The organism is Paenibacillus sp. HWE-109, assembly GCF_022163125.1.
Taxonomy (GTDB): Bacteria; Bacillota; Bacilli; order Paenibacillales; family NBRC-103111; genus Paenibacillus_E.
Genome location: NZ_CP091881.1, coordinates 5,278,106 through 5,304,313 on the forward strand (window position 1 = coordinate 5,278,106; position 26,208 = coordinate 5,304,313).

Sequence of the window (26,208 nt, forward strand, 5' to 3'; positions counted from 1 at the left end):
AACTAACCCCCTGAGGACGAGGAGCCGGATGAGGAGCTGAAGCCGCTTGATTTGCCGCCTATGCTGCCGGATGACGTTGATGTTGATTTGGAACTGGATGTTCCGGAGTTGCTGACCGATCCTAAAGTGCCTGATGAACCTGTCTTCCCTGTCGTTGTTCCTGTAGTTCCTGTTGACTCAGTCGCTCCTGACTTCCCTGTCGTTGTTCCTGTTGTTCCTGTTGTTCCTGATGTTCCTGTTGTCCCTGTTGTCCCCGATGACCCCGTATTCCCTGTCGCAGCTCCCGTAGTTCCTGCCGTACCCGTCGTTCCTGAAACCGCACCCGTAGGCGACTTAGACCCAGCAGCCGTTCCGGAGGTGCCCGTCGATCCCGTCTTGCTAGTTGAAGATTTATTCGTTGTAAAAGTCCCCGTACCACTTGAAGTTGTCGGTGTTTTCGTCGTGGAGCGATTGGAGAAGGTGCTCGGTTGATACGTTTTGGTCACATAAGGTGTATTGGAACGATAATAATAAGAACGGTGATTATTTCCCCAACTGCTTGAAGAATAAGGACTTACGCTATTGATAATCAAGCCATAAAGCAACAGATCATCCCAACCAAAACCACTTCCGCCACTAACTTGATTCACGATTACGGGAGCAGTACTGCCAACCGTCCCACCAGTGCCCGTGGGTGTTGGAGTAGCAGCTGGCTTAGCAGACAGTAAAGGAATGTTCCAATCCGTCGATGGATCAAAATAGGATTTCACCTCATCTGAAGACCATTCCACCAGCTTCGCTGCCCCCGTATTGGGGTTAGGGGACTCCGCGGCATGTGCCGGAAGCAGTAAGAGATGACCAGCAATGAACAGGCTTAATGACGCGGAAAGGACTTTAAGCGGTCGTTTCACGGCCGATCCACGCCCCCATCTAAACTAACCGTCACGAGTAAAATTTCAAACACATTCAAATCCAAATTCAACCTGCCTTCAATCATTTCATATTCCTTGCCCCCAACCAGCACGAAATTAGCTGCATTTAACGCTTGAACTAATTTATCATCCCAAGGACGATCACTGATTTTCTGAAGCTGTCCGTCCACCAATTTTTCGTAGAGCGTAATAGTCATCCGATTGTTCCTCCTTTAACCATAACTACATACTAAGTAAAACGCAGGAGCAACCGATTTGTTTCATTATGACAGTAAAATAATAAAAAGGGACGCCTCAAAAAGCCTTTGGACCCTGAGCTGCGTACCCTTACGAACTCAATAACCTCTATTTGATCAAAATGGTGCATTCAAAAAATCTAACGCTAACATAGCAAAGAAGCTGCTCCTCAGGTTTTCACCCTTTGGAGACAGCCTCTTGTATGTTAATATACAAAACGTTTCGCCTTAAGAAAGGTTGCTTTCCAATAGGCTTTATCGATACTTGAGATTTGAACGCCATCTTTGGGTTCCGGTGATGCATGCAGCATCTGCATATTTCCAATGTAAATCCCTACATGTCCAACCGTCTTGTTGCTCTTGAATCGGCCTGGCACATAGAAGAACATCAAATCGCCTTTTCGCAAGGATTTTCGGCTTATTAATGTACCTTCCGCTGCTTGTTGGCGGGCAAGCCGCTGGAGCTTAACGCCATACTTCCCATATACATACTGCGTAAATGTGGAGCAGTCGAATTTCCCTGTTTGTGGATAGGGACCGGTACCGAACTTATATTTTACGCCCATATATTGCTTGCCTTTATTGATCATTCCATTGATATCAACATTTTTGAGCACAGGTCTTACTTCCTCTTGCCCAGAAGGTGACCATACTTGGAGCTCGTCTTCACTTTGTACATTCTTCGAAGCGGGGTGCACGCCCTTTCCCTCTCCTTTGAAAGGATCGTCAGGATCCTCTCCGAAAGCAAGTTCCGGCGAATTGCCCCGCGGGTCATCTGCATCTTCATTGGCAATCGGGGCGAGTGGAGATGGATGAATTTTCACCTGATTGCCGCTCACTTCATACGACATGTCATCTTGAAATAAATCGGCCAGCGAGGAAACTGGCAAGTAAGCAGCATCCCCTTCTTTGACAAAAGGCTGGCTGACCTTAATGTCGTATCCGTCTTTCTTCGCTTTCGTTGAGTTCAATTGCAATTCGTAGTTTGCATCATTATCGCCGATCAAAAGCTTTTGGCTGGCTGCATCCAAATCTGACTGGAATTTAAGCGTTTGGATGAGTTCACGAGCATCAACATAATTGACATTGTTAATCACTTTAATTGGGATTACAGCATCGTTATTACCTAATCTGTTCACACTGCCACCCGGTTGCGATAAGCTCTGGGCTGTTGGATTGCCCGTACCTGATTGAGTCGGTGAATTAAGGGGGGGAACCGTGTTATTGGGGCTCACATGATTGCTCCCACAAGCTGTCGTAGTCGCCATCATGACGACCATGCTACCTATTGCCGCTACTTTGAGCCTTTTCCACATACCTACTCTTCTCCTTTAAGAACGCATTTATGATCCTTAATAGAGTGAGAAAAGCAGCATATAAATATGCATCAAATATAGACATACTTCCGTGGAGCATGTTCCCAGTATTTTTAGCGTATATGATTGTATTAATTGGATTTAAATAGTCCGGCTACCCACTTGACCGCGTCGACCGTAATCGGGATCAAGCCAAGCCCGTGTATCCCAATCACAACTACCCCGTATGCACTCTCTCCGATACCTACAGCCCCAATGGCCGTTCGACCTATAGCTACTGCGCCTAATGCCAAATCTCCAACAGCTACAGCTCCCACAGACAACCAATTCGATATCGCTACGGCTCCCCCGGCCAAATAGCTGGACATCGCAACCGCTCCCAGCGACAGCAGCCAAGAGATAGCAACGGCCCCCAATGAAAACACACCGATACTGACAGCACCAATTGAAACTAGTCCGATAGCAATATCGCCAACAGCAATAACCCCTATGGCTACTCGCTTCCGCCCACCACCCATGCCGCCTGATCGAACATTAATCACCGGAAAAGAAGGAGAAGGCCACTGGTAATCGATCTCCCGCTGATTCCAGCCTCGGCTCTCCCACATCCCATTAAACCAGTTCTTGCTATTCATAACTTGCACCCTCGCTTCTCAACCTGTTTCCCAGGTATTTCTTTGCTTTAAGTATAGCAATAACCCCAGATTCACAAAACCGTCTGCAGTAGGCATATCTCTCGGTCTTGAGGCGGATGGAAGAAGAAGGGAATTCCTTCTATATGTCGAATAGTGGGTGTAGTATTAAAAGGAGGAGTGATCGCAATGGCTGGTTTTTTGAATGGACTATTAGGCAATTTCTCAGAGGTTTCTATCGAGGAACTAACAAGACAGTATGGCATTTATCTGATGCCAGGTGAGAAGGTGACTACAGGTTTTAAATTGGTTCGTGACTCCTTTATTGTGACGGACGAAAGAATCATCCTTATTGATCATCAAGGGGTCACAGGCAAGAAAACAAGAATTGCATCCATTGACCTTGATTCTATCTATGAAGTGACGATGGAAACGGCCGGTACAGGGTTTGATGACAGTGAATTAACGATCCACTACATCACCTCTCCGTATTACAAAGCCAACGACGCCAAAACAGCCACTTATAAATTTGAGTTTGGCAAAAAATTTAATCTTCAACCTTTCTATGTCGCAATTCATTCATTAGCTTCCCAAAACCGCAAACGACTTAATAATTAAAATGGCTCCGCCGCGCAGAGAGATGAGCAGCCTCGATGAATCCTGTTAAGGGAACTGTAGGACGCTATTTTGGCAAATAGTACGGATTCGAGGGCAATAGCGGAACTACAGGGTCTTACTTCCACAAAAAGCGCTGAATTTCCCAGCAAACAGCAAAATAGCGCCCTGTAGTTCCCTCGCCCCCGCGATAATGACACTTTTGGCTATATTAGCGTACTGTAGTTCCCTTATCTCCGCGCATAAGCTAGATGATGATCTTATTTCAGCCAACTTCGCGGTTTATCAGCAGCCATTGAAAAAAGCGTGCCCGATTTCCTCGGGCACGCTTTTTGATAAACAGATCGGTTAACCGATACTGCCTTCCATTTCGAATTTGATGAGACGATTCATCTCAACGGCATATTCCATTGGAAGCTCTTTGGTGAAAGGCTCAATGAAGCCCATAACGATCATTTGCGTTGCTTCAGCTTCAGTCAAACCACGGCTCATAAGGTAGAACAATTGATCCTCAGAAACCTTGGATACTGTTGCTTCATGCTCCAACGTGATGTTGTCGTTCATGATTTCATTGTATGGAATTGTATCCGACGTCGACTCGTTATCGAGAATCAACGTGTCACATTTGATGTTTGCTTTGGAACCTTGGGAATTGCGTCCAAAGGATGCCAGACCGCGGTACGTTACTTTACCGCCATGCTTGGAAATCGATTTGGAAACGATCGTTGATGTTGTATCCGGAGCCAGATGCGTCATTTTGGCGCCTGCATCTTGGTGCTGGCCTTTGCCTGCTACAGCGATGGAAAGAACCATCCCTTTAGCGCCGCGGCCTTTAAGCACAACTGCCGGATATTTCATTGTCAGCTTGGAACCGATGTTGCCATCAACCCATTCCATTGTAGCTCCTTCTTCTGCAACTGCGCGTTTGGTAACGAGGTTGTAGATGTTAGGTGCCCAGTTTTGGATGGTTGTGTAACGAGCACGGGAGTTTTTGAGACAAACGATCTCAACAACCGCGCTGTGAAGGGAGTTCGTGCTGTAGATCGGAGCTGTACAGCCCTCTACATAATGCACGAAGCTTTCTTCGTCGGTAATGATCAATGTACGCTCGAATTGACCCATGTTCTCGGAGTTGATACGGAAATAAGCTTGCAATGGAACTTCACATTTCACGCCTTTTGGCACGTAAATGAAAGAACCACCGGACCAAACCGCACTATTCAACGCAGCGAATTTGTTATCACTTGGTGGAATAATCGTTCCGAAATATTGTCTGAACAGCTCTGGATATTCACGAAGCGCTGTATCCGTATCTGTGAAGATAACGCCTTGGTCTTCGAGTTCCTTTTGCATGCTGTGATAAACAACTTCGGATTCGTATTGCGCTGAAACACCTGCAAGGAACTTTTGTTCTGCTTCTGGAATCCCCAGCTTGTCGAACGTTTCTTTGATTTCTGTTGGAACTTCTTCCCACGTTTTACCTTGCTTCTCAGAAGGTCTTACGTAGTACTGGATATCGTCAAAATCAAGATCATCCATGTTGCCGCCCCAACGCGGCATTGGCATTTTGAAGAACTGCTCCAATGATTTCAGACGGAACTCCAGCATCCATTCTGGTTCGCCTTTAATACGGGAGATTTCTTCGACGATTTCACGAGTTAAGCCTTTACCCGATTGGAAAATCGATTTGTGCTCATCTCTAAAACCATATTTATAATCCTCGAGATCCGGCATTTGTTTTGCCATGATTCATTCCTCCTTAGTGCTATTGTATGGCTTAATCAACTGCTTATTTATCGCTTGCGCGTTAGTTATCCGTCTTTTGGGACTGTTCGATACCTTTGCGGAGCGCATTCCATGCTAGTGTTGCACATTTAATCCGCGCCGGGAATTTATTTACCCCAGATAAAGCCTCTATATCTTCATATTCAAATTCCACGGATTCGCCCTTCATCAGGCCAGAAAAATTTTCAGCCATCTTCAGTGCTTCTTCGATCGTCTTGCCTTTGACCGCATCCGTCATCATAGATGCTGAGGATAAGCTGATCGAACAGCCTTCGCCTGTGAATTTGGCCGCTTTCACGATGCCCTCTTCCACCTGCATTTGCAGTGAAATTTTATCACCGCATGTTGGATTGTTCAGATCAATCGTAACGGCTTCGCCTGACTCAAACTTCCCACGGTTGCGCGGTGTTTTATAGTGATCCATAATCACTCTACGGTATAAATCATCCAATTGCATGGCCGAAGTACTCCTTTGTTTTTTGTAAGGCCATCACAAGACGGTCAATATCATCTTCGGTATTATAGAGGTAGAAGCTTGCTCGAGCTGTACTGCTTACTTCCAACCATCTCATCAAAGGCTGTGCACAGTGGTGACCGGCGCGGATGGCAACTCCCTCCGCATCCAGAACCGTGGCTACATCATGAGGATGTACATCCCCGAGATTGAAGGTTACGAGTCCGGCACGGTTCTTCAATGGTCCATAAATGGTCAAATCTTCAATCTGAGCCATGCGGTCCATTGCGTAATTCGTGAGTTCCATATCGTGCTTGAAAATGTTGTCCATGCCGACTTCTTGCAGGAAATCGATCGCCGCGCCAAGACCGACAGCCCCCGCGATGATCGGTGTTCCACCCTCGAATTTCCAAGGCAGCTCTTTCCATGTCGATTCATACAGATCAACATGATCGATCATCTCGCCGCCGAACTCCACAGGCTCCATGTTTTCAAGCAAATCTTTCTTCCCATACAATGCCCCGATTCCGGTAGGGCCACACATTTTATGACCGGAAAGTCCGTAGAAATCACAATCGAGATCCTGCACATCCACTTTCATGTGAGGTGTGCTCTGCGCGCCGTCAACCATGATCTTCGCGCCATGTTTGTGGGCAATCTGGGCGATTTCCTTGACCGGATTAATGACACCAAGAACATTGGAAACATATACGATCGATACGATCTTCGTACGGTCTGTAATTACATTTTCAACGTCACTCAGCAAAATCGTACCGTCAGGCTGTAAAGGAATATATTTGAGAACGGCTCCTGTTGCCTTGGCAGCTTGCTGCCAAGGGATTAGGTTGCTGTGATGCTCCATCGGCGTGAGGACGATTTCATCGCCTTCACGCAATACCGATTTCGCATAACTGCTCGCCACAATGTTAATAGCCGTTGTTGTGCCTCTAGTGAAAATAATCTCTTGCTCACTGGATGCTCCGATGAACTTAGCAACCTTCGCTCTAGCCCCTTCATAAGCATCTGTAGCACGAGAACCTAGTGTATGAACCCCGCGGTGAACGTTCGCATTGTCCCACTCATAGTAGTGCTTCAGTGCCTCAATGACCTGAATTGGCTTCTGGGAAGTTGCCGCGCTGTCCAAGTACACCAGAGGATGACCGTTCACTTCTTGTTTGAGAATGGGAAAAAGTTCACGTATCTCAGCAGGTTTCATTGTCCCAGCTTCCTCTCCACTAAGCTTTGCAGCTGTTCTTCAACGCTTTTAATTGGAATAACGGATACAACAGGTGCCAAGAATCCGTAAATAATTAAGCGTTGAGCTTCTTCTTTGGTAATACCACGGGACATCAAGTAGTGAACTTGCTCTGCATTCACTTGACCAACGCTCGCGGCGTGACCTGCTTTTACATCATCTTCATCAATCAACAGGATCGGGTTAGCGTCGCCACGTGCTTTGGGACTGAGCATTAGCACTTTCTCTGTTTGTTGACCGTTACAGCCTGTTGCGCCTTTTTCGATCTTGGTAATCCCGTTGATGATCGCTGTTGCGCCATCTCTCATAACGGCACGAGTAATCATATCACTTGTCGAAGCTTTCCCCCAATGAACAGCGCGTGTTGTCAGGTTCAGCTTTTGCTCTTGTGTACCTACACAGATCACTTTGGCATCGGAATCAGAACCTTTGCCTTTGAGAATCGATGTTGTATCGGACAATGTATTTCCGTAATTCATTTCGCCAACAACCCACTGCATACTGGCATCATTGTCGATAATAGCACGACGGTAAGTCAGATCCGTTACGGATTCTTCCAAATTATGAATAGATGCGTAATTCACTCGCGCACCCGGTTTTAGGAAGATCTCGACGACGCCGTTTTGCACGAGCGGAGCTCCGGATAGTGCAGAAACATAGTTATCTACATACGTTACTGAACTAAACTGCTCAGCCACAATCAGGACATGCGGTGCAAATGTAGCTTCTGCATCATCAGTAACAAACAACGCTTGAAGCGGAATATCTACACGGACTTCTTTGGGAACATAGATGAAAATACCACCGTTCCAAAGAGCTGCATGCAGAGCTGTCAGTTGATTTTCGTTCGCTTCGATCGCTTTCATGAAGTAAGGCTTCACAAGATCAGCATGATCGCGAATCGCCGTTTCCAGATCCGTGAAAATCACGCCTTGCTTTTTCAACTCCTCAGAGACTTGGTTGTAAACAATCCCTGAATTGCGCTGAACGATCAAGTTATCTGCATTTGCTAAACCTTTGGCTGCTTCCGGCAGTGCATCAATAGAAGCCAATGGGGCTTGCGTTTTATAGGAACCGTAAGAGGAAATGCTCCAACGATCAATTCTCGTTTTCTCTAGTGCAGGTAATTCCAAAGAATTCGCTAGCGTTAACCCTTCTGTACGAAGGGCAGTCATCCACTCCGGCTCTTGCTTGCTGCGGGAGAGCTCGATGACAGCGCTCGAATCTATGGAAAGTGTTGTTTGAGTACTCATGGTATTCCTCCTAATATATGGACCTTTGGTCATAGACCAAAGTCTCTCCTCCTTTAGTACTTCGGTCCTGGCGTGTTCATAGGAACTTTGAATTCTTCCGTGTCTTGACCAACGGTTTCATCCACGATGCCGAGTTCTTCTTTGATCCAGTCGTAACCTTCCGCTTCCAGACGCTCTGCAAGCTCAGGACCACCGGATTTTACGATGCGACCTTGCATCATAACATGTACAAAATCAGGTTTAACGTAATTAAGCAAACGTTGGTAATGCGTAATGATCAAGAAACCGCGATCTTCACTGCGCATTGCGTTCACGCCTTCAGCTACGATACGCAAAGCATCGATATCAAGACCGGAGTCAATTTCGTCTAAGATGACGAATTTCGGCTCAAGCAACAGCATTTGCAGAATTTCGTTACGTTTCTTTTCACCGCCGGAGAAGCCTTCGTTCAAATAACGGTGCATGAACTCAGGGTTCATCTCAAGTTGTTTCATCTTCGCTTCCATTTGGCGAATGAACTTGATCAAAGAAATTTCATTGCCTTCACCACGACGAACATTCATTGCGCTGCGCAAGAAGTCAGCGTTGGTAACGCCCGTGATTTCACTTGGATATTGCATAGCCAGGAACAATCCTGCGCGCGCTCTTTCGTCAACAGCCATTTCGAGAACATCTTCACCGTCTAGAGTAACGCTGCCCTCAGTTACTTCATATTTCGGATGCCCCATCAATGCGGAAGCCAATGTACTTTTACCAGTACCGTTAGGTCCCATGATGGCATGAATTTCTCCGCCTTTGATTTCCAAACTAAGACCTTTCAAAATTTCCTTTCCTTCGACGTTCGCTTTAAGACCGTCTATTGTAAATGTTGATGAATTCGCCATTTCTTTAAGCCTCCATAATGTTTAAATGTACTAGCATGAATGACAACCGACATGACTGATTATCACTGATTCTCATTAGAATAATTCTATTATAACTTACTATGACAAATCAAGAAAGGGCAGTTGGGTGAAAAAGGCAAGCATTTTCAGAAAATGCTGCTTTTTTATGACAACAAAGCACGTTTAATTTCCGCAACTTGCCGCACAAACTCCTCATCGCTCAAAATTGGCGTCATAGAAACATTTCCCATCACATCTGCCGGAATCTCGATCCATGACTTGCAGCCTAAATAGGCTTGTTCGATTGGAATCTCCAAAGACTGTTCCAATTTATACACTCGCAACAGCATGATATGTAGAGGGTTCTTGCGCTTCCACTTCAGTCTTTCTTCCGTGAAATTCTCCGTCCAGATGTGAAAAGGAAACAATTTATTCAACTGCTCTTGATCACTGATTTCAATATCTTCGACCATCGTGGCAAAGGTGCTGATCTTCACCTGAGCATCATCAGCGCTCCAGCCCGCTAAGGTTTCGTCGATGACACCGCGATACATTTCTTTCAACAATTCCCTTCTCTGGTGCTCATAAGTCGGATAGAGAAAGAAATCATTCGATTCGACTTGAAAATCTCTCGTCTCCTCAACAATACCTCCTTTACGCATAATGAAGATTTGTTGTCCATTTTCGAGTGCTTGAACTGCTGAAGCCCATTCCTTAAGAGCCTTTGGATTCCCCATGACGCCAACTCCTCGTTCTCCTCATTAATCCATTTATTATAAGGAATTTTGGGAAGCAAAACAAACTGGCGCCAAAAAAGCGCCTAAGAACAGCACAAAGGGATGAACCGATAGGGGTCATCCCTTTGCCTTTTCTATTTAGCATTCTCCGCATAATAGGTCGGCTGCATGCGGGCAAACTGTTCTTGATTCTGTTTCATCGGATTCGGATCTGTCATATCGCTTGGCGAATCCGCGGCAAAGGCGATCATAAGAAGAAAGCAGCAAGCAGCAAGAACAAGCAGGACGTTCAGAAATTTCATCACGATGAGATCCTCCGGACTGTTTTGCTCTCAGTATAGCCACCATTTATCAATCTCATGTTTGCACCGATTAAAGATTTTGTAAATTTGCCGCTAGCCGAGGAAAGATTGCAGCATCCAACGATGCTTTTCCAAAGAGGTTTGGATGGCCAGCAGCATGTCTGAAGTGGTCTCGTCCTGAACTTCTTCACAAGCTTGCATCCCGGCTTTCAATTCTTGAGTAAGAATTGTAAAATCTTCAATGATAGCCTCGACCATTTTAGTGGCCGTTTCATTTCCTAAAGCTTCTTTCAAAGAGGATAATTCGATGTAAGCCTTCATGGTTGCCGCTGGCTTTCCACCAATAGAAAGCAAACGTTCAGCCAGCTCGTCCACATGGAGAGCAGCTTCATTATACAGCTCCTCAAATTTAACATGCAGCGTAAAAAATTGGTTGCCTTTTACATACCAATGGAAATGGTGCAGTTTCACAAACAGCAAGCCCCAATTGGCAATTTGCCTATTCAGAACAGCCGGAATCGTTTGTGTTAAAGTCGTCGTCATGATCGTAGCCTCCTAAGTTGTCTTAAATCACATGCTTGTACACGTTAATTTACGTAAGAGACCGTTATTTTATGTAGATTGTGCAACATTTAAGAAGTTAGTATTTCAAGCAGCAACAATTTGTCTTATACTAGGGAAAGATGAATAATACAGAGTAATTTAGTTGGAATTAATTCCACTGACTCATAGGAGGCTTTCGATATGTCCACTTATCATCCTTTATCGGAAATTCAAGCTATTGAATATGCACGTCAAATCCCGAATTTGTTCCAAGCAGATTCCGATCTCGCAAGCCATGAAATTGGTGACGGCAATTTAAACCTCGTTTTTCGCATATCTGAAACTGCGACCGGGAAAAGTATTATTTTGAAGCAAGCTCTCCCTTATGCCAAAGTTGTTGGTGAATCCTGGCCGCTGACGCTGGACCGTGCGCGTATAGAAAGCGAAGCGCTTATCATTGAAGAAGCATTGAATCCTGATCTCGTACCGCATGTTTATGCCTATGATGCTGATCTTGCGTTAACGGTCATGGAAGATTTAAGCGATCACGTGATTATGCGTAAAGGGTTGATTGAAGGCAACCAATATCCGCTTTTTGCTGAACATATCGGACGTTTCCTGGCCAACACCCTATTCTTCACTTCCGATTTGGGCAAAAACCAGCAAGAAAAGAAAATCCAGCAAGGTCGATTCATCAATCCTGAGCTTTGCAAAATAACCGAGGATTTGATTTTCGATGATCCTTACCGCGATGCCGAAACGAACAGCTTCGAAGCTCCAATTCGCGATGCTGTTGAACAGCTCTGGGCTGATAAAAACTTGCACTTTGAAGTAGCCATTCTCCGCAACAAATTTTTGACCAGTGCTCAAGCGCTTCTACATGGCGATCTGCATACAGGCAGTATTTTTATTAAACCTGATTCGACAAAAGTCATTGATCCTGAGTTTGCTTACTATGGCCCAATGGGATTCGACATCGGCGCGGTATTAGCAAACCTCATTCTTAATTTCGCGGGGCAAGAGGGCTGGAGCACAACGAGCGAAAACCGTACCGCCTATCGCGCCTACCTATTGCAAACGGTTAAAGACGTATGGACGCATTTCGAAGCCAATTTCCGCGCACTTTGGAATCAGCATGGCGTAGATCGTGTTTTCCAAGCTGCCGGATATCAAGATTATTTCTTGGCTGAGCTGCTCAAAGATACGGTCGGTTTCACCGGCGCCAAAATGGTCCGCCGCATCGTCGGACTTGCGCATGTTGCTGATATTGATAAAATTGAAGATGCTGCCGCAAGAGAGCGTGCTCAACGATTAGCACTTGCGATCGGTACTTCCTACATTCGCACCAATCGTCAAATCACATCCATCGATGAGCTTATTGCCATCGCGACCAAAGAAGCAGCTGCAGAAAGAGGATTTGCCCTATGACAAACGCTAACAACTCGACTAATGACTTAACTAATGAGAACTTAACAACTGAGAACATAACTAATGAGAACTTAACAACTGAGATCCAAGGCGCTTTGCAGTCCTTGCGTTGGAATGGACAACAGCTTGATCTTCTTGATCAACGATTGCTGCCGGAAGAGATCGTATATTTGCCGCTGGACACAGCCACGCAAGTGTGGGAAGCGATTCAGCACTTGAAGGTTCGCGGCGCACCTGCGATCGGGATCGCCGCCGCGTACGGGGTGTATCTCGGCATCCGCGAGCTGGATGCCGAGGCCAACGGACTTTTGGCGGAAGTCCAGAAGCAAGCGGATTATCTGGCGACGTCCCGTCCGACAGCCGTGAACTTGTTCTGGGCGCTCGATCGCATCAGAGCGCATGCGGTTAGCTTGGCAGCCGCGGGCGTTAGCCCGGCTGCTTTCAAGGAAGCGCTCCTGGGCGAAGCGCAGAAGATTCAAGCGGAGGACGAGGAGACGAACCGCCTTATCGGCGAACATGCGTTGACGCTGTTCGAAGATGGCTTCGGCGTGCTGACGCACTGCAACGCCGGCGGTTTGGCAACAGCCAAGTACGGCACGGCGCTAGCGCCGTTCTACTTGGCTAAGGAACAAGGCATGAACATCAAAGTGTTCGCCGATGAGACTCGGCCCGTGCTGCAAGGCGCGCGGCTAACGGCCTTTGAACTGCAGCAAGCCGGCGTCGACGTGACGCTGATCTGCGACAACATGGCCGGAGCGGTCATGTCGAAGGGCTGGATCCAAGCGGTCATCGTTGGAACAGACCGCGTTGCTGCCAACGGTGACGTTGCCAACAAAATCGGCACCTACAGTGTGGCCGTGTTGGCTAAGGCGCACGGCATCCCTTTCTACGTGGCGAGTCCGCTGTCCACGATCGATCTCAATACGCCAACTGGCGGAGATATTCCGATTGAGGAACGCCACGAAGATGAGATTACACAAGGCTTCGGCAAACGTACAGCGCCCAAAGGCGTGAAGGTATATAATCCTGCCTTCGACGTAACACCTAATGAATACGTGACTGCGATTATCACGGAAAAAGGAATCGTGCAAGCTCCCTATAGCGAGAACTTGCGCAAGCTTTTCGAATAATTCCGGCTTCGAGGAACTCGATTATAACTTTCAGATCTAAATCCAGTAGGCCCATGCGCAATTGCATGGGCCTACTCTTTTTGTTTAACCGTCGATCCATCAGTGACTCACTATTTTTTTGATTTCTTCTTCAGAAAGGCCGGAAGCTTTGGCAATCACGGAGATATCTACGCCAAGGGCAAAAAGATCGCGGGCCATATCTGCCTTCCCTTCCGCTTCCCCTCTAGCTTTTCCTTCCGCCCATGCTCCTTCAGTGCGGGAAACCTCATCGCTCAAATATTTCATACGAGCATTGTACGCCATGCGTGTCGCCCTATCCTGACTCAGAAATTCCAACGTGGTCATTGCTTTTTTCAACATCGGTTCATTCACGGTTAACGCCTCCCAGTTTGGTTGATCGACCCCCTGCAGAAACAATAGCCAGTTTACCAGACCGCCTGTCATGGAAACGGCATGATCCTCTAACTTCGTCAATTCGATAACATGTACTTCGATATCATCGTTCAAAGGAATACCAGTAACATCTTCTCGCAGATGGAAAATACTATGGTATCGATCATTGGGCAAACAGGAATAATTCAAAATGTTGATGGTGACACATTTTTTCAATAAATTATAGTTTTCACCTTTTTTGATCTGATGGTAGTACATTTCGCTCCAATAGAACAGCGTACGCTTCTCCATATTGTAGGGGTTGAACAATTGCATCTCTATATTAATCAGTTTACCTTCTGTTGTTCTGGCTTTAATATCTAGGATTGACTGTTTTTCCGTCGGGTCCTCTTTGTCCGTATACGGATTCAATAACGTAATTTCAGTAAGAGGAGGTTCGCCTGCTTCTAGGAACGTGCTATTAAGAAAAGCCAACAGCACATCCTTGTTATTTTCACTGCCAAATATTTTTTTGAAAATAAAGTCATTCCGCGCGTCGAGCAATTCCATGTGATCACACTCCAGTCTTTACAATTAGTATATCATAGCAAGCTGCATACATTGTATCCAAACCAGTGAAAAATCATTCTTTCTACCTCCATAGCTGTCCGCCTTATAAAAGCCTCCAAAAGCGAAAAAACCTAGCCTGCCGCTAGGTCACCCATTCAACAAACCTTGACAAGCCTCCTTACGAACTCAACACCCTTTATTTGGCTAAAATCGCTCATTCTGAAAATCTAATGAATGCCAGATGCGCTATTCCCAGCAAATGATCACCATTCGACCAAAAAAGTGCCGGGTAGCGCCAACTCCGTTCATTACATCTCCAAAGCAGCCATTTTCCCGTCTATAAGCATCATACAGTTCATTAGATGCCCTTGGAGGCCCAAAGCCTCCAAAGCAAAGAAGTCTGTGGTGGACGCCAATAAAATTGCCAAAAAAGGCAGTCCCCTCGTAAATCCTACGGGGAACTGCCTTCTCTTATCTCTGGTGCAATCCTTGATCCCGATAACGGTTCGGGGTTACGCCATGCGCTTTTTTGAACACATAGTGCAGATAATTGCTGGAGGCGAAGCCATTGCTCTCGGCTATCTTTTCAAGCGTTAGCGACGTTTGGAGCAGCTCATTGCAGACATGTTTCAAACGCACTTGTTCTAAGTACTCGCTGAAGGAGAGGTTTGCCTGCTCCTTGAAGATCCGCTGCAGCTGCCTTGAGCTGATTTGCACCCGGTCGGCAACTCCTTCCAACGTTAACGGTCGGTGATAGTTATCCTCTATAAACTGAACAGCCAGCTGATAGCGATAGCTTTTCATATCACGGGCAGGCAGATTTAATCCGTGGGGATCCGCTTTATAAGCGCCTACTGTCCTTAGCAGCATTTGTACAATGGATTGCTTAATTATGGTGTATTGCCCTAGCTGATTACTGCGCAAGGCTTCATAGGCAACCAGAAAGCATTTCATCGCTTCCTGACGGTCAAGCGCAGGAATATGGGGCAGCTCGCTGAGCTGCTTGATACAGGCATCGGCTTCAGCAATTTCCCAAGCTTCTCCCCAGACATCTGAACGCGTTCCCTGATCATTTCCATCCGTCAACTTAACAATATCCACATGCAGGCAGAGTTCGCCCATCTCCTCGCCCTTATCGGCTTCTTGACGATGAATGACACCAGGACCTGTCACGTACAGCATACCCTCCTGCAAGACATGTGTAACGTCATCCAGAATCACGCTGCCTTTGCCGTAAGGGATATAGTGAATTTCGTATTCGGAGTGCTGGTGGAAATCGATAATAGTGCCCGCAGAGAAGGATGTCAGGTGGCAGCGCAAAACTCGAAGACCATAGGAGCCCCACCGAAAGCTTAAATCCAAACGATCCAAAGCCATCGGATTTTCGAGCATGGGTTCAAAATAAAAGGGCTGACTCATCCGTGACCATCCTTCCTAATGGACAGCTGCTACTGGGTTAAGGAATCAAGACGAACCTGCTGTTTGGTTGCAACAGATTGGTTCGCAGCCTCCATTAATTTCGTTAAATCAGCAGCAAGCTGAATATTGGTTGTAGCTTTGGTCCCACTTTGAATATGGGCTACCCATTGGTCAAAAGCCGAGACTTGGGCCTGCGGCCAGTTCTCATATGCCGTCCATTGCTGGCTTGCTTCTTCGAGCTTATTGGTACGCAGCCAAATTTTCCCGTCATGTTCGGAGTACAGCAGGCTGCCGTCGGTTCCGTGAACTTCAATTACAAATGGTGAAAAAGCGTTAACAAATCCTGCTTCTACTATCCCCAAAGCACCGTTCGCATATTGCAGCGTTGCAACCGCGTTATCTTCCACTTCTCGGCCTGTTACATACCCATAAGAAGCGCTTACAGCTTCAGGCAAACCAAGCAGCAAACGTGTCAAATACATCGGATGACAACCTAGATCAATCAGCGCTCCGCCGCCGCATTGCTCGGCATTGTAGAAATGCTCTGGCAGCCAGCCATGCGGATTCGCATTCGTCGAAATCCCGCCATTGTGCGACAAGCGTGTACGAACTAATGTAAGTGTACCGAGCAATTCTTTCTCCACAACTTCTTGAATAGCAAGTGTAGTTGCAGCGTTCAAACGAGGCAGCGAAACCGTTAAGGTGACACCAGCTTCATCCACAGCAGCCAAAATTTCATTGACTTCCTGCACAGTAGGCGCAATCACTTTCTCTGTGAATATATGTTTACCCGCCTTCGCAGCAGCAACGATAACTTCGCGATGCAGATTTGTTGGCGTATCCACGACAACACCATCAATCTCTGGATTGGCCAGCAATTCAGCTAAATCTGCATAGAAAGCAACGCCGCGCTTCTCAGCTTCTTGCTGCCCTCTAGCCGGCAACTCATCCCAAATAGCGACGATTTCCGTATCGGCATGCTCGGTAACCTGTTTAGCATAATCCCCTGCGTGTACGTGCCAAAAACTTAACATTGCTACTTTTATCATGTTACCCTCCAAATAAGTGACTTGGGAATATTGTAACATGACAAAGCAGCTTGATAAATTTCGAATTAACGACAAATCAGGGTGCAAAATAACGACACCCAAACTCTATTTCGAAACTGGCACTGCATTATAGTATTCTTCCATTGTCACCTTCTTAGCCTCGATGTCCTTAGAAACATCTACGCCCACATAGCGAATGTGCCAAGGCTCATATTGATAGCCTGTAATGGCTGACTTGCCCTTGGGATAGCGGATAATAAACCCATACTCTGCCGCGTGCTTCTCCAGCCAGTTCGCTTCCTTGGTCCCGCCAAAGCAATCTTCAGCCGCACACTTGCCATCGCTGCCTGTGACATCAATAGCCAGTCCCGTTTCATGCTCGCTTGTTCCCGGAACCGCACTGTAAGTTTTGGCTTTCTCTTCGCCATCTTTCAAGACATAACGCTGAAAGACCGACTTCTGCGTTGCATAAGACCGGTAAGCAGACACACCAGCCAAATGGATGCCATCTTTCTCGGCACCTGCCACAAGCTTCTCAATCGCTTTAGCTGCGGAACTGCGCATTTTCCGTTTTTCTATTTTCTCTGCGAAAATAAAAGGAATATCCGGGTAGACCAAATCCGTCGGCTCATAGCTGGAGGGCAGCGAGTTCATCTTATTGACCAGTACGGTTACACTTTCCGGCTTGGCTACGACTTGAATGTCCCCGTTCTTGGACGGCGCAGGCGAAGCAGTCGGCGGAACGACTGCACCAGCTGTTGCTTTGGGTGTTGCCTTAGGTGTTGCAGATGCAGCTGTCGTTGCTGATGGACTTGGACTACTTGACGTTGCTGTAGCGGTAGCCTGTGTAGTTGGACTGGCTGCTGGACTAAGCGTTGGCGTCGATTCCGACTTGCTGCTGCAGCCTGTTACTATGGATAACGCCACAAATAAGGTCAGCGAATAGGTCATTTTAGTGTTCATGTAAATAAGAGCCTCCTCAACGTTCAACAAATTTCTCATGAAATAGACTTTAACTCCGGGTCAAAAGTTGCAACCGATGCGAAAATCCCTGATTTAAAAAAACAAAAAGACTGCGAAATAGGTTTTGCGCCTAAATCGCAGCCTTCATATATTTTATGCGTTATGATGTGCGGTTACAAGTTTACGCTTGGCTTGCCGCAATCGCTTGCCCCAGATCATAAATAATATCTTCAATCGCTTCTGTTCCAACAGATAGACGAATAAGTCCTGGTGAAACACCGGCAGACACTTGTTCCTGTTCATTCAACTGGGAATGCGTTGTGCTGGCAGGATGAATAATCAAAGACTTGGAATCCCCGACATTCGCAAGATGAGAGAACAATTCAACGGAATGAATCAGCTTCTTGCCTGCTTCAACGCCGCCTTTGATCCCGAAGCTAAGAATAGCGCCTTGACCTTTGGGCAAGTACTCCTTTGCAAGCTTATAGGACGGATGACTTTCTAGGCCTGCATAGCTAACCCATTCCACATTCTCATGAGATTCGAGGTACTGCGCAACTTTGAGGGCATTCGAGCTGTGACGCTCCATACGAAGGTGCAATGTTTCCAACCCTTGCAGCAACAAGAATGCGCTTTGCGGAGACAAAGATGCACCCAAATCACGAAGCAATTGCACGCGCGCTTTGATAATGTAAGCAATAGGACCTACTGCGTCTGTATAAACAACGCCATTATAGCTTGGATCCGGCTTCGTCAAACCAGGGAATTTACCGCTTGCAGCCCAATCAAATTTACCTGCGTCCACGATGACGCCGCCAATTGTAGTGCCATGACCGCCAATGAATTTCGTTGCAGAGTGAACAACTATATCCGCGCCATGCTCAATCGGTTTAAGCAAATAGGGACTTGGGAACGTGTTGTCAATGATTAAAGGTATGGCATTTTCGTGGGCAATCGCTGCAACTGCCTTAATATCAAGAATATCCCCTTTTGGATTACCGATGGACTCTGCATAAATTGCTTTCGTTTTATCAGTAATTGCCCCGCGGAAATTTTCTGGATTGCTTGGATCCACGAATTTCACCGTAATCCCCAGTTTAGGCAATGTATTGGAAAATAAGTTATAAGTACCGCCGTACAAAGAAGAAGCCGCAACGATCTCATCACCAACTTCAGCAATGTTCAAGATGGAAAAAGTAATCGCAGCTTGACCGGAAGCAACAGCAAGCGCAGCAGGCGCGCCTTCGAGTGCAGCGATACGCTTCTCAAATACGTCTGTCGTAGGATTCATAATACGCGTATAAATATTGCCAAATTCTTTGAGGGCAAATAAATTTGCCGCATGGTCCGTGTCATTGAACACATAGGATGTCGTTTGATAAATCGGGACAGCCCTAGAATTAGTTGTTGGATCAACCACTTGACCTGCATGAATCGCGAGTGTTTCCGGTAAGTACTGGCGTTCTGAACCTGACATTGAACATGCCTCCTAGGATAAATAGTAAGATAGTGGTTTAGTTTCTCCATACTTGATAATTCCTACTGGAATAGTATACAATTATTTTAATGGAAAAATCTAGTCCTAGTCAATATATCACATTGACCTATATTTCTACATCCTTTTAGATAGGAAGTGCTCTCATGCTGTTCGATTCTTACACCATTAAGCAGGTTACATTCAAAAATCGCATTGTCATGTCGCCCATGTGCATGTATGCGTCTGATGATACGGGCGAAGTGAAAGATTGGCATCATATCCATTATGCGACACGGGCTGTCGGGCAGGTGGGGCTTATTATCGTGGAAGCCACCGCCGTCACCGCACAGGGCCGCATCTCTCCACAGGATCTCGGAATTTGGCACGACAACCATATCGAAGGATTGAAGCGAGTCGTTGATTCGGTTCACAGTCAAGGCTCGCATATCGGTATTCAACTTGCCCATGCAGGCCGAAAAGCCGTACTCGAAACGCCGATCATCGCCCCCTCTGCGATCCCTTTCTCGGAGACTTTCAAAACACCGGATGAAGCTACGCTTCCACAAATCCAAGAAACGATTAGAGCTTTCGCGGATGCAGCCTACCGAGCCAAACAAGCTGGCTTTGATGTTATTGAGATCCATGGCGCACATGGCTATTTGATCAACGAATTCCTGTCACCGCTCATTAACCTTAGAAACGATGAATACGGCGGAGAGCGAGACGGACGTTTCCGCTTCTTGCAAGAGGTGATTATCGCTGTCAAACAACGCTGGGACGGACCTTTGTTTGTGCGAATCTCAGCACATGAATACTTGGATGGCGGACTTACGCCGGAAGATCATGTATATTTCGCTGGGAAGCTGAAAGAACTCGGAGTCGACCTCATTGATGCCAGCTCCGGCGGTACATTCCCCGTAGTTCCCAAGACGTACCCGGGTTATCAAGTACCCTTCGCTGAACAAATCCGAACCAAAGCCAATATTCCCACTGGAGCCGTCGGTTTCATCACCGAGCCAGAGCAAGCTGAGGAGATTTTGCAAAGCGGTAGAGCAGACCTCATCTTCCTCGGTCGTGTGCTGCTGCGAGAGCCTTATTGGGTGCGGACGGCTGCCAGTCGATTGCATACTGAGCTCAAACCTCCTGTCCCTTACACGCGAGGTTGGTAATGATATAGACAGAAGGCGGTAAATTTGCGCTGCGGGCTTCCCACCATGCCGGAAGGGTTCGTTGTGTTATCACATTTTATCTGGGGGCAACAGCACAATTCGCCCATCCTCCACAGCAACACGCACTTTGTTCGTGCCGGAAGCCCCGATGGATTCAAGGAAATTGGCCGGAATTTGCAGCCTGCCCGCTTTATCGACCACCGCATATTCCACATGCGATTCCTCTTCGGCGGCGAAGATGCCCATCTCCATTTCGAGCAATTCTTCTTGGTACGTTTTACGCCGCAGAATTTCGGAAGACGTTTTGCCGTCACGGATCGCCACGACCCTATCCACCTTCTTCGCCAGGAGCGGATCGTGCGTAACGATGACCACCGTCAAACCGAAGCTGCGGTTCAATTCCCGGAAGAGATCCAAAATTTGATTCGCCATCTTCGTATCCACGGAGCCCGTCGGTTCATCGGCAAGCAGCAGCCTTGGCTGATTAGCAAGCGCAATAGCAATAGCGACGCGCTGCTGTTCGCCGCCCGAAAGCTGATTCAGCCTGTTATTCCTTCGGTGGCCAAGCCCAACGGCATCCAGCAAATCCATAGCTCGGTGGCGTTTGCGCCTGCCCTGCAGCAAAATCGGCAATTCCACATTTTCCAATGCGGTTAAATACGGAATCAGATTTCGCGCATTATTTTGCCAGACGAAGCCAACCGTTTCTCTTTTATAGGTCACCAGATCGGATTCCTTGAATTTCAATAAATCTTTTCCATCCACATGCAGATTGCCTGCTGAAGGCCGATCAAGACCCCCGAGCATATTGAGAAGCGTCGATTTGCCGCTGCCGCTGTTGCCGATAATCGCCATCAGTTCCCCCTCCTCGATATGGAGGTCAAGTCCTTGCAGAGCAACAACTTCAATGTCCGCAGCCTTATATATTTTAACTAAATTCTCGCAGTGAATCATAGTTAATCCTCCCCAAGCTTAACAGCTTGATGAATCTTGATTCGGGACAGCATCGTCCCAAGCAGCAGCAACCCTATGCCGATCATCACCAAGACGATGACATACAGATGCCATTGATCATTCGGATCAAAGCTTACTTGGAAAGGCGGCACTTGACTCGACGAGTCAAAGGTCAATTGGAATAAGGGCACATATAAGCGGCTTGCCGTGGTACCAGTAATCATCCCAATGAGGACCGCAGCGCCTGAGGTCAGAAGCTGTTCCGCAATCAGCATGCCAATGAGTTGGCCGAACGAAATACCCATCGCCCGAAGGACGCCAAACTGCAAGATGCGTCCTGCCAAGGAAAGCACCCAATACAACAGAAAGCCGATAAAACTAATCCCTATTGCAATCAAAAAGCCGAGCGTCATCACGCCATTGACAGCCAACTGAAATGGATCTTTTTTGGAACGAACGAGCCCTTGTTTGGTATCCACTAGATTCACAATAGGAATATGCTTGAGCGCCAAGTCGTCATATAAAGCTTGGCTTGTCGTCTCCGGTTTCAGCTTGATCCACACATCATAGGGCTCTACAGCCATATTATTTTGAATGTAGGCGAGGTGGCCGATGACCAGCTTAGGAGCGTTCGCTTTGACTTGCTTGCTCGAACTGGAAGCCGTGCTGCTCCCCGCACTCGACTCTGCCGTCAGAATGGGATTGGGATTCCAACTCGGCCAGTAATCAATGATGCCATAGACGATACAGGTTGCACCCTCCATCCCATCCCAAGCGATTCGCACCACATCCCCCACCTTTGCGCCCATTTCATCGGCAATCGACTTGGAAATGAGCACCGCCTTCGAATTGGTTGCCAGCAGGTTCAAATATTCATTGATATGGTGATCCAGCAGTTGATCGCGCATCCAAGCCGTACGACCAAAATCGTCCGTATCTATGCCCATAATCACCGTTTTGTCTGACACTTTACCCAGCGATAAGAAAGCGTCTTTCTTCGTAAATACCCGCGCTGCAGCTTCAACACCGGCCAATTGGGTATATGGCAAAAACGGCGGCTCGGTAAATTGAACCCGCTTCTTGACCAGCGGCTGCGTCGATTTCTCCGATGCTTCGAAGCCGCTTGACGACCCAGACTGCGGTGGCGGAGCATCATTCTCCCAGCGGGATTGGAGCACAATATCAGCCCCATTTTTGTAGCGAATTTTCTCTTCTACATTCTTATTCATAGTGCGGGCTGCACTGGCACTGAATAATCCTGTTGCCAGCGTCATGATGATGAACAGCATAATGAATTGATATTGCGTTGTCGATCTGCCCACCTGCAGCAGTGTTGAATAGAGATAGGGCGGCCACCATTTTCGACCAATCAGGTAAATCAACTGAATGACCCACGGATAGACGCGCAGAAGGAACAATCCCATAGCAAAAATGAATAAGGCCGGAACAAGGAACAACAGCGGATCTACTTTCATATCCATGGAATCCAGGCCAAGCGCAACCAAATCACTCATGCGGCGATGGAAGCTCTGCAATAAATAGAGGGATACAGCCAAAAGAATGACATCTAGAAACGTTTTATGCACAAAAGAGAGCTTGTTCTTCCTTGCCAGCGTTTGTTTATGGCCGACAATTGTCGCACGAGTGGCTAATACAGCGGGTACAAGCGTCATGCAGACCGAGGCAATGACAGCAAAAATTGCGTACTGATAGGCTTCTTTATTCAATTTAACTTCCATGGAGGCACGTTGGACAAATTCCAGAAAACCGTTGGAGGCTCCTAATATTTGGGTTAATTGAAGTCCGAGAAAGGGGCCAACCAGCAGAGCAATACCCCCTAACAGCATCCCTTCCACCACATAGCCAATTAAAATTTGAATACGGCTAGCGCCTCTGCTGCGCAGGACGGCAATCTCCGTTTTCTGTCGATCCGTAATAAGATTGGCAACCATGAATAAGTAGAAAGCCAATAAGATACTCACAGGCACATTCAGCGACCACAGCATAGTCCTCAGCTTTTTCTCTTTCTCCCCATACAATTTCAACGTCGCAATAGCCGGATTCTTGAGTGTGTAGGAGCTGAAATGACTGTTTAAAACATTCTCTATTCGTTCATTCGTCTGGATATAAGTGTCTAAACCTTCCAATTTCAATTGATGATAATCCAGTACATAGTTCCAGTAGGTAAATAAATTCTTGAACGTAGGGGTCGTTATGAAATCTTTCTCAAACAGTGAATACGGAATGAAAAATTTCGTACGCAAATCATTCAAATGATTCGTCCAATACAAATCCGCATAATCCGAGCGATCAATCACGGCAACCGGCTTGATGCGGATCGTCTGTTTCAAATCTTTATTGACGATCGTAAATTCATTGCCGAGCACAATTTTCAATTGGGTCAAAAGCTCAGGGAATACCCAAGCCTCATAAACACCATTAACGGGCTCAGATGCAGGCGCGACACCATCCACAATGCGGATATGTTTTTCCAAATCAGACATGGCCGTGAGCTCTGCTGCACGCTTTACCTTGGGATCTATTTTACTCGGATCACTTGGTGTTAACTCGAACGTCAATGTGCTTCTTGTCTGAGAGGAAAGCCTAATTGGCAATCCAAATTGCTTGCTCTGCTCAGCCAGAAAAGCATCCATCTCCGTCAATAATCGGTTATCTCCCTCTTCTTTCTCAGGAGGACTAGTTAAATACCCGTAGGCATACAATTGGCTCGGGAACTGATTGGAATCGGTCTGGAGAACTTCCAGATCCTTAATCAACATGCGCTGCAAAATAGCATGCGTATAAATCGGCATGGAACTCGCGAGCGCGACAGAAATAATGAGTCCGATCAAGAGACTTAGCTCCAGCCAACGGTTCTTGACCATTTTGCGGAGAATCATCAGAAATAAAGCCATTGCAATCCTCCTAGAGAGTGTTAGTTGTTCAAAATAACATTCTGACCTTCTTTGAGGCCTGTGCGAATTTCAATCTCTGTCGGCGTCACAAGACCTTTCTCCACATCGATTTCCTTGCGGCTTTCGCCATCCAGCACTTGCACGTAATCCCGTCCCAAGTAACTGCGAAGGCCTGTGCGGGGAATAACAATTACATTCTCGCGCTTCTCAAGCACAATGGTCATGTCGCCGGAGTTGCCAAACTTAACCCCTTCCGTTCCTTCAGGAACACTGACGATAAGCGTCTTGGCATTCCTCTCTGCTGCTGCCTTATTGTCTGTAAGCGGCGCACTTGAAGGCGTTTGCAAGACTTTGCCTTGAATCATTTTCTCCTCGGAGCCGATTTTGACGTCTACATTCATCCCGACTTCTATCCCTGTAAGTGATCCGCTGTCCGAAGATTCATAAGCTAATTGCAGCTTGCTTGGGTCGGAGAGGATTACTAGCGTGCTGAAAGCATCGACCACACTCCCCTGCTGCGCATCCGTAATATAAGTCACGATACCAGCTGACGAGGCGATTAATTTCGTCTTCTCCAGTTGATCTTGCAGCGCATTCAATTGCAGCTGTGCAGCCTCCACATCGATCTTTTTTAGCCGAATATCATAAGCTCTGTCCGGTTCCGTCTGTTGAATCTGCGAGCTCGCAATCTGCGCTTTCTCCAGATTTAATCGTTGCAAAGCAATCCGCGTCTCCAAATCTCCTTTTTCCAGTTCGACCAGAACATCGCCAGGTTGAATGGCATCGCCAAGTTTAACGCGCATGGCAGCAATCCGATGACCAGACTCTTTGAAAAAATAGTTCGTTGTTTGTCTGGATTTGAAGGTGCCGACTAAGCTGGCTTTTTTGACAATCGTACTTTTCTTCACCTCATAGAGTTCAAAGTTCTCTTTGACCGGCTTGACCAAAGGCGGCTTCAACGCCTCCTCCTCTACTGGCAGCAAGGAACAGCCCGCAAGTATACTGACAATACCTGTCAGCAAGACAAGCCCTGAAATCACTTTATTAGCCTTCATCGACAATGGTCCCATCCTCCAATGCATATACTTCATCTACGATTTCCATAATCGCAAGGTCATGGGTAGTCATGATAATCGTCATGCCCTCTTGCACCAAATCCTTGAACAATTTAAGAACCTGCAGACCCATCCGGCTGTCCAGTTCCGCTGTGGGCTCATCTGCCAAAATCAGCTTCGGTTTATGCGCAATAGCCCTGGCAATCGCAACCCGCTGCTGCTCTCCCCCTGACAGCTCGTAGGGGCGATGTTTCATTCGGGGTTTCAAACCAACGAAATCTAACGCTTCCTCAGCAAGCGCCCGATATTCATTGGGATGAACCCCTGATATGCGCAAGCCAAATTCTACATTTTCGTAGGCAGACATATAGGGAACCAAAGCAAAGGATTGAAAAATCAGTCCGATCTGCTTCCGTCTGACTTCATTCCGCTTGGACTCCGATAAACTGCTGATTTCCATCCCTTCCAAATAAACTGCCCCTTCTGAAGGGTGGTCTAAGGCTCCCAATATATTGAGAAGCGTTGTTTTCCCCGATCCGGATCTCCCCCGCAAAGCGACAAGCCTGCCCCTGGGGATGCTTAAATGAGCTCCTCGCAAGGCATGCACGGCACCCGTTCCTTTGCCAAAAACACGCGTAACCCCAATGGCTTGCACCATCGGCACTTGCTCTTCCATCGCTTTCAAAGTCAGCACCTCGTTCATCAGCGTATTGATGTAACCATCTAACTGTAACCCTTTTTTTTACAAAAAAATAGACAGTCCATGTTGGAAATGGTGTCTATT

At 46.9% G+C, this 26,208-nt stretch carries 25 protein-coding genes; 4 read left to right on the plus strand and 21 right to left on the minus strand.

The features are described from left to right. Positions 1–2 precede the first annotated feature (2 nt). From LOZ80_RS22510 to LOZ80_RS22525, 4 genes are all read right to left on the minus strand, one after another. Positions 3–890, minus strand: coding sequence for a hypothetical protein (locus tag LOZ80_RS22510; protein WP_238166804.1), 888 nt, complete (start codon positions 888–890; stop codon positions 3–5). Next, complete coding sequence (locus tag LOZ80_RS22515) at positions 887–1,108, minus strand: hypothetical protein (RefSeq protein ID WP_238166805.1); 222 nt, start codon at positions 1,106–1,108, stop codon at positions 887–889. The genes LOZ80_RS22510 and LOZ80_RS22515 overlap by 4 nt, the downstream gene beginning before the upstream one ends. A gap of 245 nt (positions 1,109–1,353) precedes the next feature. Next, positions 1,354–2,463, minus strand: a complete 1,110-nt coding sequence (locus tag LOZ80_RS22520) for a C40 family peptidase (protein WP_238166806.1) — start codon at positions 2,461–2,463, stop codon at positions 1,354–1,356. 131 nt (positions 2,464–2,594) lie between these two features. Then, positions 2,595–3,098: a hypothetical protein gene (locus LOZ80_RS22525; RefSeq protein WP_238166807.1), complete on the minus strand. Its 504-nt coding sequence runs from the start codon at positions 3,096–3,098 to the stop codon at positions 2,595–2,597. 186 nt (positions 3,099–3,284) lie between these two features. Between LOZ80_RS22525 and LOZ80_RS22530 the strand changes: the two genes are divergently transcribed. Further along, entirely contained in the window at positions 3,285–3,713 is a 429-nt protein-coding gene (locus LOZ80_RS22530; RefSeq protein WP_238166808.1) for a PH domain-containing protein, read from the plus strand. A gap of 345 nt (positions 3,714–4,058) precedes the next feature. Here LOZ80_RS22530 and sufB read toward each other — a convergent pair whose 3' ends face one another. From sufB to LOZ80_RS22570, 8 genes are all read right to left on the minus strand, one after another. Beyond that, entirely contained in the window at positions 4,059–5,456 is a 1,398-nt protein-coding gene (gene sufB, locus LOZ80_RS22535; RefSeq protein ID WP_056834494.1) for a Fe-S cluster assembly protein SufB, read from the minus strand. A 61-nt stretch (positions 5,457–5,517) separates the two neighbouring features. Beyond that, the gene (sufU, locus tag LOZ80_RS22540; RefSeq protein WP_189007332.1) at positions 5,518–5,952 is read right to left on the minus strand and encodes a Fe-S cluster assembly sulfur transfer protein SufU; all 435 of its coding nucleotides are present in this window, start codon (positions 5,950–5,952) and stop codon (positions 5,518–5,520) included. Then, entirely contained in the window at positions 5,939–7,165 is a 1,227-nt protein-coding gene (locus LOZ80_RS22545; protein ID WP_238166809.1) for a cysteine desulfurase, read from the minus strand. The genes sufU and LOZ80_RS22545 overlap by 14 nt, the downstream gene beginning before the upstream one ends. Further along, positions 7,162–8,457 (minus strand): Fe-S cluster assembly protein SufD, encoded by a 1,296-nt coding sequence (gene sufD, locus LOZ80_RS22550; protein WP_189007304.1) that lies wholly within the window; start codon positions 8,455–8,457, stop codon positions 7,162–7,164. Before sufD ends, LOZ80_RS22545 begins: the two co-directional genes overlap by 4 nt. A 53-nt stretch (positions 8,458–8,510) precedes the next feature. After that, entirely contained in the window at positions 8,511–9,341 is an 831-nt protein-coding gene (sufC, locus tag LOZ80_RS22555; RefSeq protein WP_029194394.1) for a Fe-S cluster assembly ATPase SufC, read from the minus strand. Between the two features lie 164 nt (positions 9,342–9,505). Further along, complete coding sequence (locus LOZ80_RS22560; protein ID WP_238166810.1) at positions 9,506–10,078, minus strand: DUF1802 family protein; 573 nt, start codon at positions 10,076–10,078, stop codon at positions 9,506–9,508. Between the two features lie 134 nt (positions 10,079–10,212). Further along, the gene (locus LOZ80_RS22565) at positions 10,213–10,383 is read right to left on the minus strand and encodes a hypothetical protein (RefSeq protein WP_189007299.1); all 171 of its coding nucleotides are present in this window, start codon (positions 10,381–10,383) and stop codon (positions 10,213–10,215) included. A gap of 90 nt (positions 10,384–10,473) precedes the next feature. After that, entirely contained in the window at positions 10,474–10,923 is a 450-nt protein-coding gene (locus tag LOZ80_RS22570) for a Dps family protein (RefSeq protein WP_238166811.1), read from the minus strand. A gap of 201 nt (positions 10,924–11,124) precedes the next feature. On the opposite strand from LOZ80_RS22570, the gene mtnK reads away from it, so the two are divergent. Both mtnK and mtnA read left to right on the plus strand, forming a co-directional pair. Beyond that, complete coding sequence (gene mtnK / locus LOZ80_RS22575) at positions 11,125–12,351, plus strand: S-methyl-5-thioribose kinase (RefSeq protein WP_238166812.1); 1,227 nt, start codon at positions 11,125–11,127, stop codon at positions 12,349–12,351. After that, positions 12,348–13,481 carry an S-methyl-5-thioribose-1-phosphate isomerase gene (gene mtnA, locus LOZ80_RS22580; protein ID WP_238166813.1) on the plus strand — a complete coding sequence of 378 codons (1,134 nt, stop codon included), beginning with the start codon at positions 12,348–12,350 and terminating at the stop codon, positions 13,479–13,481. The genes mtnK and mtnA overlap by 4 nt, the downstream gene beginning before the upstream one ends. A gap of 99 nt (positions 13,482–13,580) precedes the next feature. On the opposite strand, the gene LOZ80_RS22585 is transcribed toward mtnA, so the two are convergent. From LOZ80_RS22585 to LOZ80_RS22605, 5 genes are all read right to left on the minus strand, one after another. Then, the gene (locus LOZ80_RS22585) at positions 13,581–14,423 is read right to left on the minus strand and encodes an Rpn family recombination-promoting nuclease/putative transposase (protein WP_238166814.1); all 843 of its coding nucleotides are present in this window, start codon (positions 14,421–14,423) and stop codon (positions 13,581–13,583) included. Positions 14,424–14,894: 471 nt separating this feature from the next. After that, positions 14,895–15,842, minus strand: a complete 948-nt coding sequence (locus LOZ80_RS22590; RefSeq protein ID WP_238166815.1) for a helix-turn-helix domain-containing protein — start codon at positions 15,840–15,842, stop codon at positions 14,895–14,897. A 29-nt stretch (positions 15,843–15,871) separates the two neighbouring features. Next, complete coding sequence (locus LOZ80_RS22595) at positions 15,872–16,891, minus strand: Gfo/Idh/MocA family protein (protein WP_238166816.1); 1,020 nt, start codon at positions 16,889–16,891, stop codon at positions 15,872–15,874. 105 nt (positions 16,892–16,996) lie between these two features. Continuing rightward, a complete protein-coding gene (locus LOZ80_RS22600) occupies positions 16,997–17,854 on the minus strand; it encodes a M15 family metallopeptidase (protein WP_238166817.1) in 858 nt (285 codons plus the stop codon). Between the two features lie 181 nt (positions 17,855–18,035). Next, positions 18,036–19,331 carry a homocysteine synthase gene (locus LOZ80_RS22605; RefSeq protein ID WP_238166818.1) on the minus strand — a complete coding sequence of 432 codons (1,296 nt, stop codon included), beginning with the start codon at positions 19,329–19,331 and terminating at the stop codon, positions 18,036–18,038. A 164-nt stretch (positions 19,332–19,495) separates the two neighbouring features. Here LOZ80_RS22605 and namA point away from each other — a divergent pair, with 164 nt between their 5' ends. Continuing rightward, positions 19,496–20,500: an NADPH dehydrogenase NamA gene (gene namA, locus LOZ80_RS22610; RefSeq protein WP_238166819.1), complete on the plus strand. Its 1,005-nt coding sequence runs from the start codon at positions 19,496–19,498 to the stop codon at positions 20,498–20,500. Between the two features lie 69 nt (positions 20,501–20,569). On the opposite strand, the gene LOZ80_RS22615 is transcribed toward namA, so the two are convergent. From LOZ80_RS22615 to LOZ80_RS22630, 4 genes are read right to left on the minus strand one after another with little or no spacing between them, the layout of a single operon-like run. After that, entirely contained in the window at positions 20,570–21,454 is an 885-nt protein-coding gene (locus LOZ80_RS22615) for an ABC transporter ATP-binding protein (protein ID WP_238166820.1), read from the minus strand. A 2-nt stretch (positions 21,455–21,456) separates the two neighbouring features. After that, the gene (locus tag LOZ80_RS22620; RefSeq protein WP_238166821.1) at positions 21,457–24,369 is read right to left on the minus strand and encodes an ABC transporter permease; all 2,913 of its coding nucleotides are present in this window, start codon (positions 24,367–24,369) and stop codon (positions 21,457–21,459) included. 20 nt (positions 24,370–24,389) lie between these two features. Next, a complete protein-coding gene (locus tag LOZ80_RS22625) occupies positions 24,390–25,424 on the minus strand; it encodes an efflux RND transporter periplasmic adaptor subunit (protein ID WP_238166822.1) in 1,035 nt (344 codons plus the stop codon). Next, on the minus strand, positions 25,414–26,100 hold the full coding sequence (locus tag LOZ80_RS22630) for an ABC transporter ATP-binding protein (protein ID WP_238173079.1): 687 nt from the start codon (positions 26,098–26,100) through the stop codon (positions 25,414–25,416). Before LOZ80_RS22630 ends, LOZ80_RS22625 begins: the two co-directional genes overlap by 11 nt. Between the last annotated feature and the right edge of the window lie 108 nt (positions 26,101–26,208).

Excerpts from the sequence above, each read along its gene's own strand:
- LOZ80_RS22515 (WP_238166805.1), bottom strand. The coding sequence starts at position 1,108 with ATGACTATTACGCTCTACGAAAAATTGGTGGACGGACAGCTTCAGAAA.
- LOZ80_RS22520 (WP_238166806.1), bottom strand. The coding sequence starts at position 2,463 with ATGTGGAAAAGGCTCAAAGTAGCGGCAATAGGTAGCATGGTCGTCATG.
- LOZ80_RS22525 (WP_238166807.1), bottom strand. The coding sequence starts at position 3,098 with ATGAATAGCAAGAACTGGTTTAATGGGATGTGGGAGAGCCGAGGCTGG.
- LOZ80_RS22530 (WP_238166808.1), top strand. The coding sequence starts at position 3,285 with ATGGCTGGTTTTTTGAATGGACTATTAGGCAATTTCTCAGAGGTTTCT.
- sufB (WP_056834494.1), bottom strand. The coding sequence starts at position 5,456 with ATGGCAAAACAAATGCCGGATCTCGAGGATTATAAATATGGTTTTAGA.
- sufU (WP_189007332.1), bottom strand. The coding sequence starts at position 5,952 with ATGCAATTGGATGATTTATACCGTAGAGTGATTATGGATCACTATAAA.
- LOZ80_RS22545 (WP_238166809.1), bottom strand. The coding sequence starts at position 7,165 with ATGAAACCTGCTGAGATACGTGAACTTTTTCCCATTCTCAAACAAGAA.
- sufD (WP_189007304.1), bottom strand. The coding sequence starts at position 8,457 with ATGAGTACTCAAACAACACTTTCCATAGATTCGAGCGCTGTCATCGAG.
- sufC (WP_029194394.1), bottom strand. The coding sequence starts at position 9,341 with ATGGCGAATTCATCAACATTTACAATAGACGGTCTTAAAGCGAACGTC.
- LOZ80_RS22560 (WP_238166810.1), bottom strand. The coding sequence starts at position 10,078 with ATGGGGAATCCAAAGGCTCTTAAGGAATGGGCTTCAGCAGTTCAAGCA.
- LOZ80_RS22570 (WP_238166811.1), bottom strand. The coding sequence starts at position 10,923 with ATGACGACGACTTTAACACAAACGATTCCGGCTGTTCTGAATAGGCAA.
- mtnK (WP_238166812.1), top strand. The coding sequence starts at position 11,125 with ATGTCCACTTATCATCCTTTATCGGAAATTCAAGCTATTGAATATGCA.
- mtnA (WP_238166813.1), top strand. The coding sequence starts at position 12,348 with ATGACAAACGCTAACAACTCGACTAATGACTTAACTAATGAGAACTTA.
- LOZ80_RS22585 (WP_238166814.1), bottom strand. The coding sequence starts at position 14,423 with ATGGAATTGCTCGACGCGCGGAATGACTTTATTTTCAAAAAAATATTT.
- LOZ80_RS22590 (WP_238166815.1), bottom strand. The coding sequence starts at position 15,842 with ATGAGTCAGCCCTTTTATTTTGAACCCATGCTCGAAAATCCGATGGCT.
- LOZ80_RS22595 (WP_238166816.1), bottom strand. The coding sequence starts at position 16,891 with ATGATAAAAGTAGCAATGTTAAGTTTTTGGCACGTACACGCAGGGGAT.
- LOZ80_RS22600 (WP_238166817.1), bottom strand. The coding sequence starts at position 17,854 with ATGAACACTAAAATGACCTATTCGCTGACCTTATTTGTGGCGTTATCC.
- LOZ80_RS22605 (WP_238166818.1), bottom strand. The coding sequence starts at position 19,331 with ATGTCAGGTTCAGAACGCCAGTACTTACCGGAAACACTCGCGATTCAT.
- namA (WP_238166819.1), top strand. The coding sequence starts at position 19,496 with ATGCTGTTCGATTCTTACACCATTAAGCAGGTTACATTCAAAAATCGC.
- LOZ80_RS22615 (WP_238166820.1), bottom strand. The coding sequence starts at position 21,454 with ATGATTCACTGCGAGAATTTAGTTAAAATATATAAGGCTGCGGACATT.
- LOZ80_RS22620 (WP_238166821.1), bottom strand. The coding sequence starts at position 24,369 with ATGGCTTTATTTCTGATGATTCTCCGCAAAATGGTCAAGAACCGTTGG.
- LOZ80_RS22625 (WP_238166822.1), bottom strand. The coding sequence starts at position 25,424 with ATGAAGGCTAATAAAGTGATTTCAGGGCTTGTCTTGCTGACAGGTATT.
- LOZ80_RS22630 (WP_238173079.1), bottom strand. The coding sequence starts at position 26,100 with ATGGAAGAGCAAGTGCCGATGGTGCAAGCCATTGGGGTTACGCGTGTT.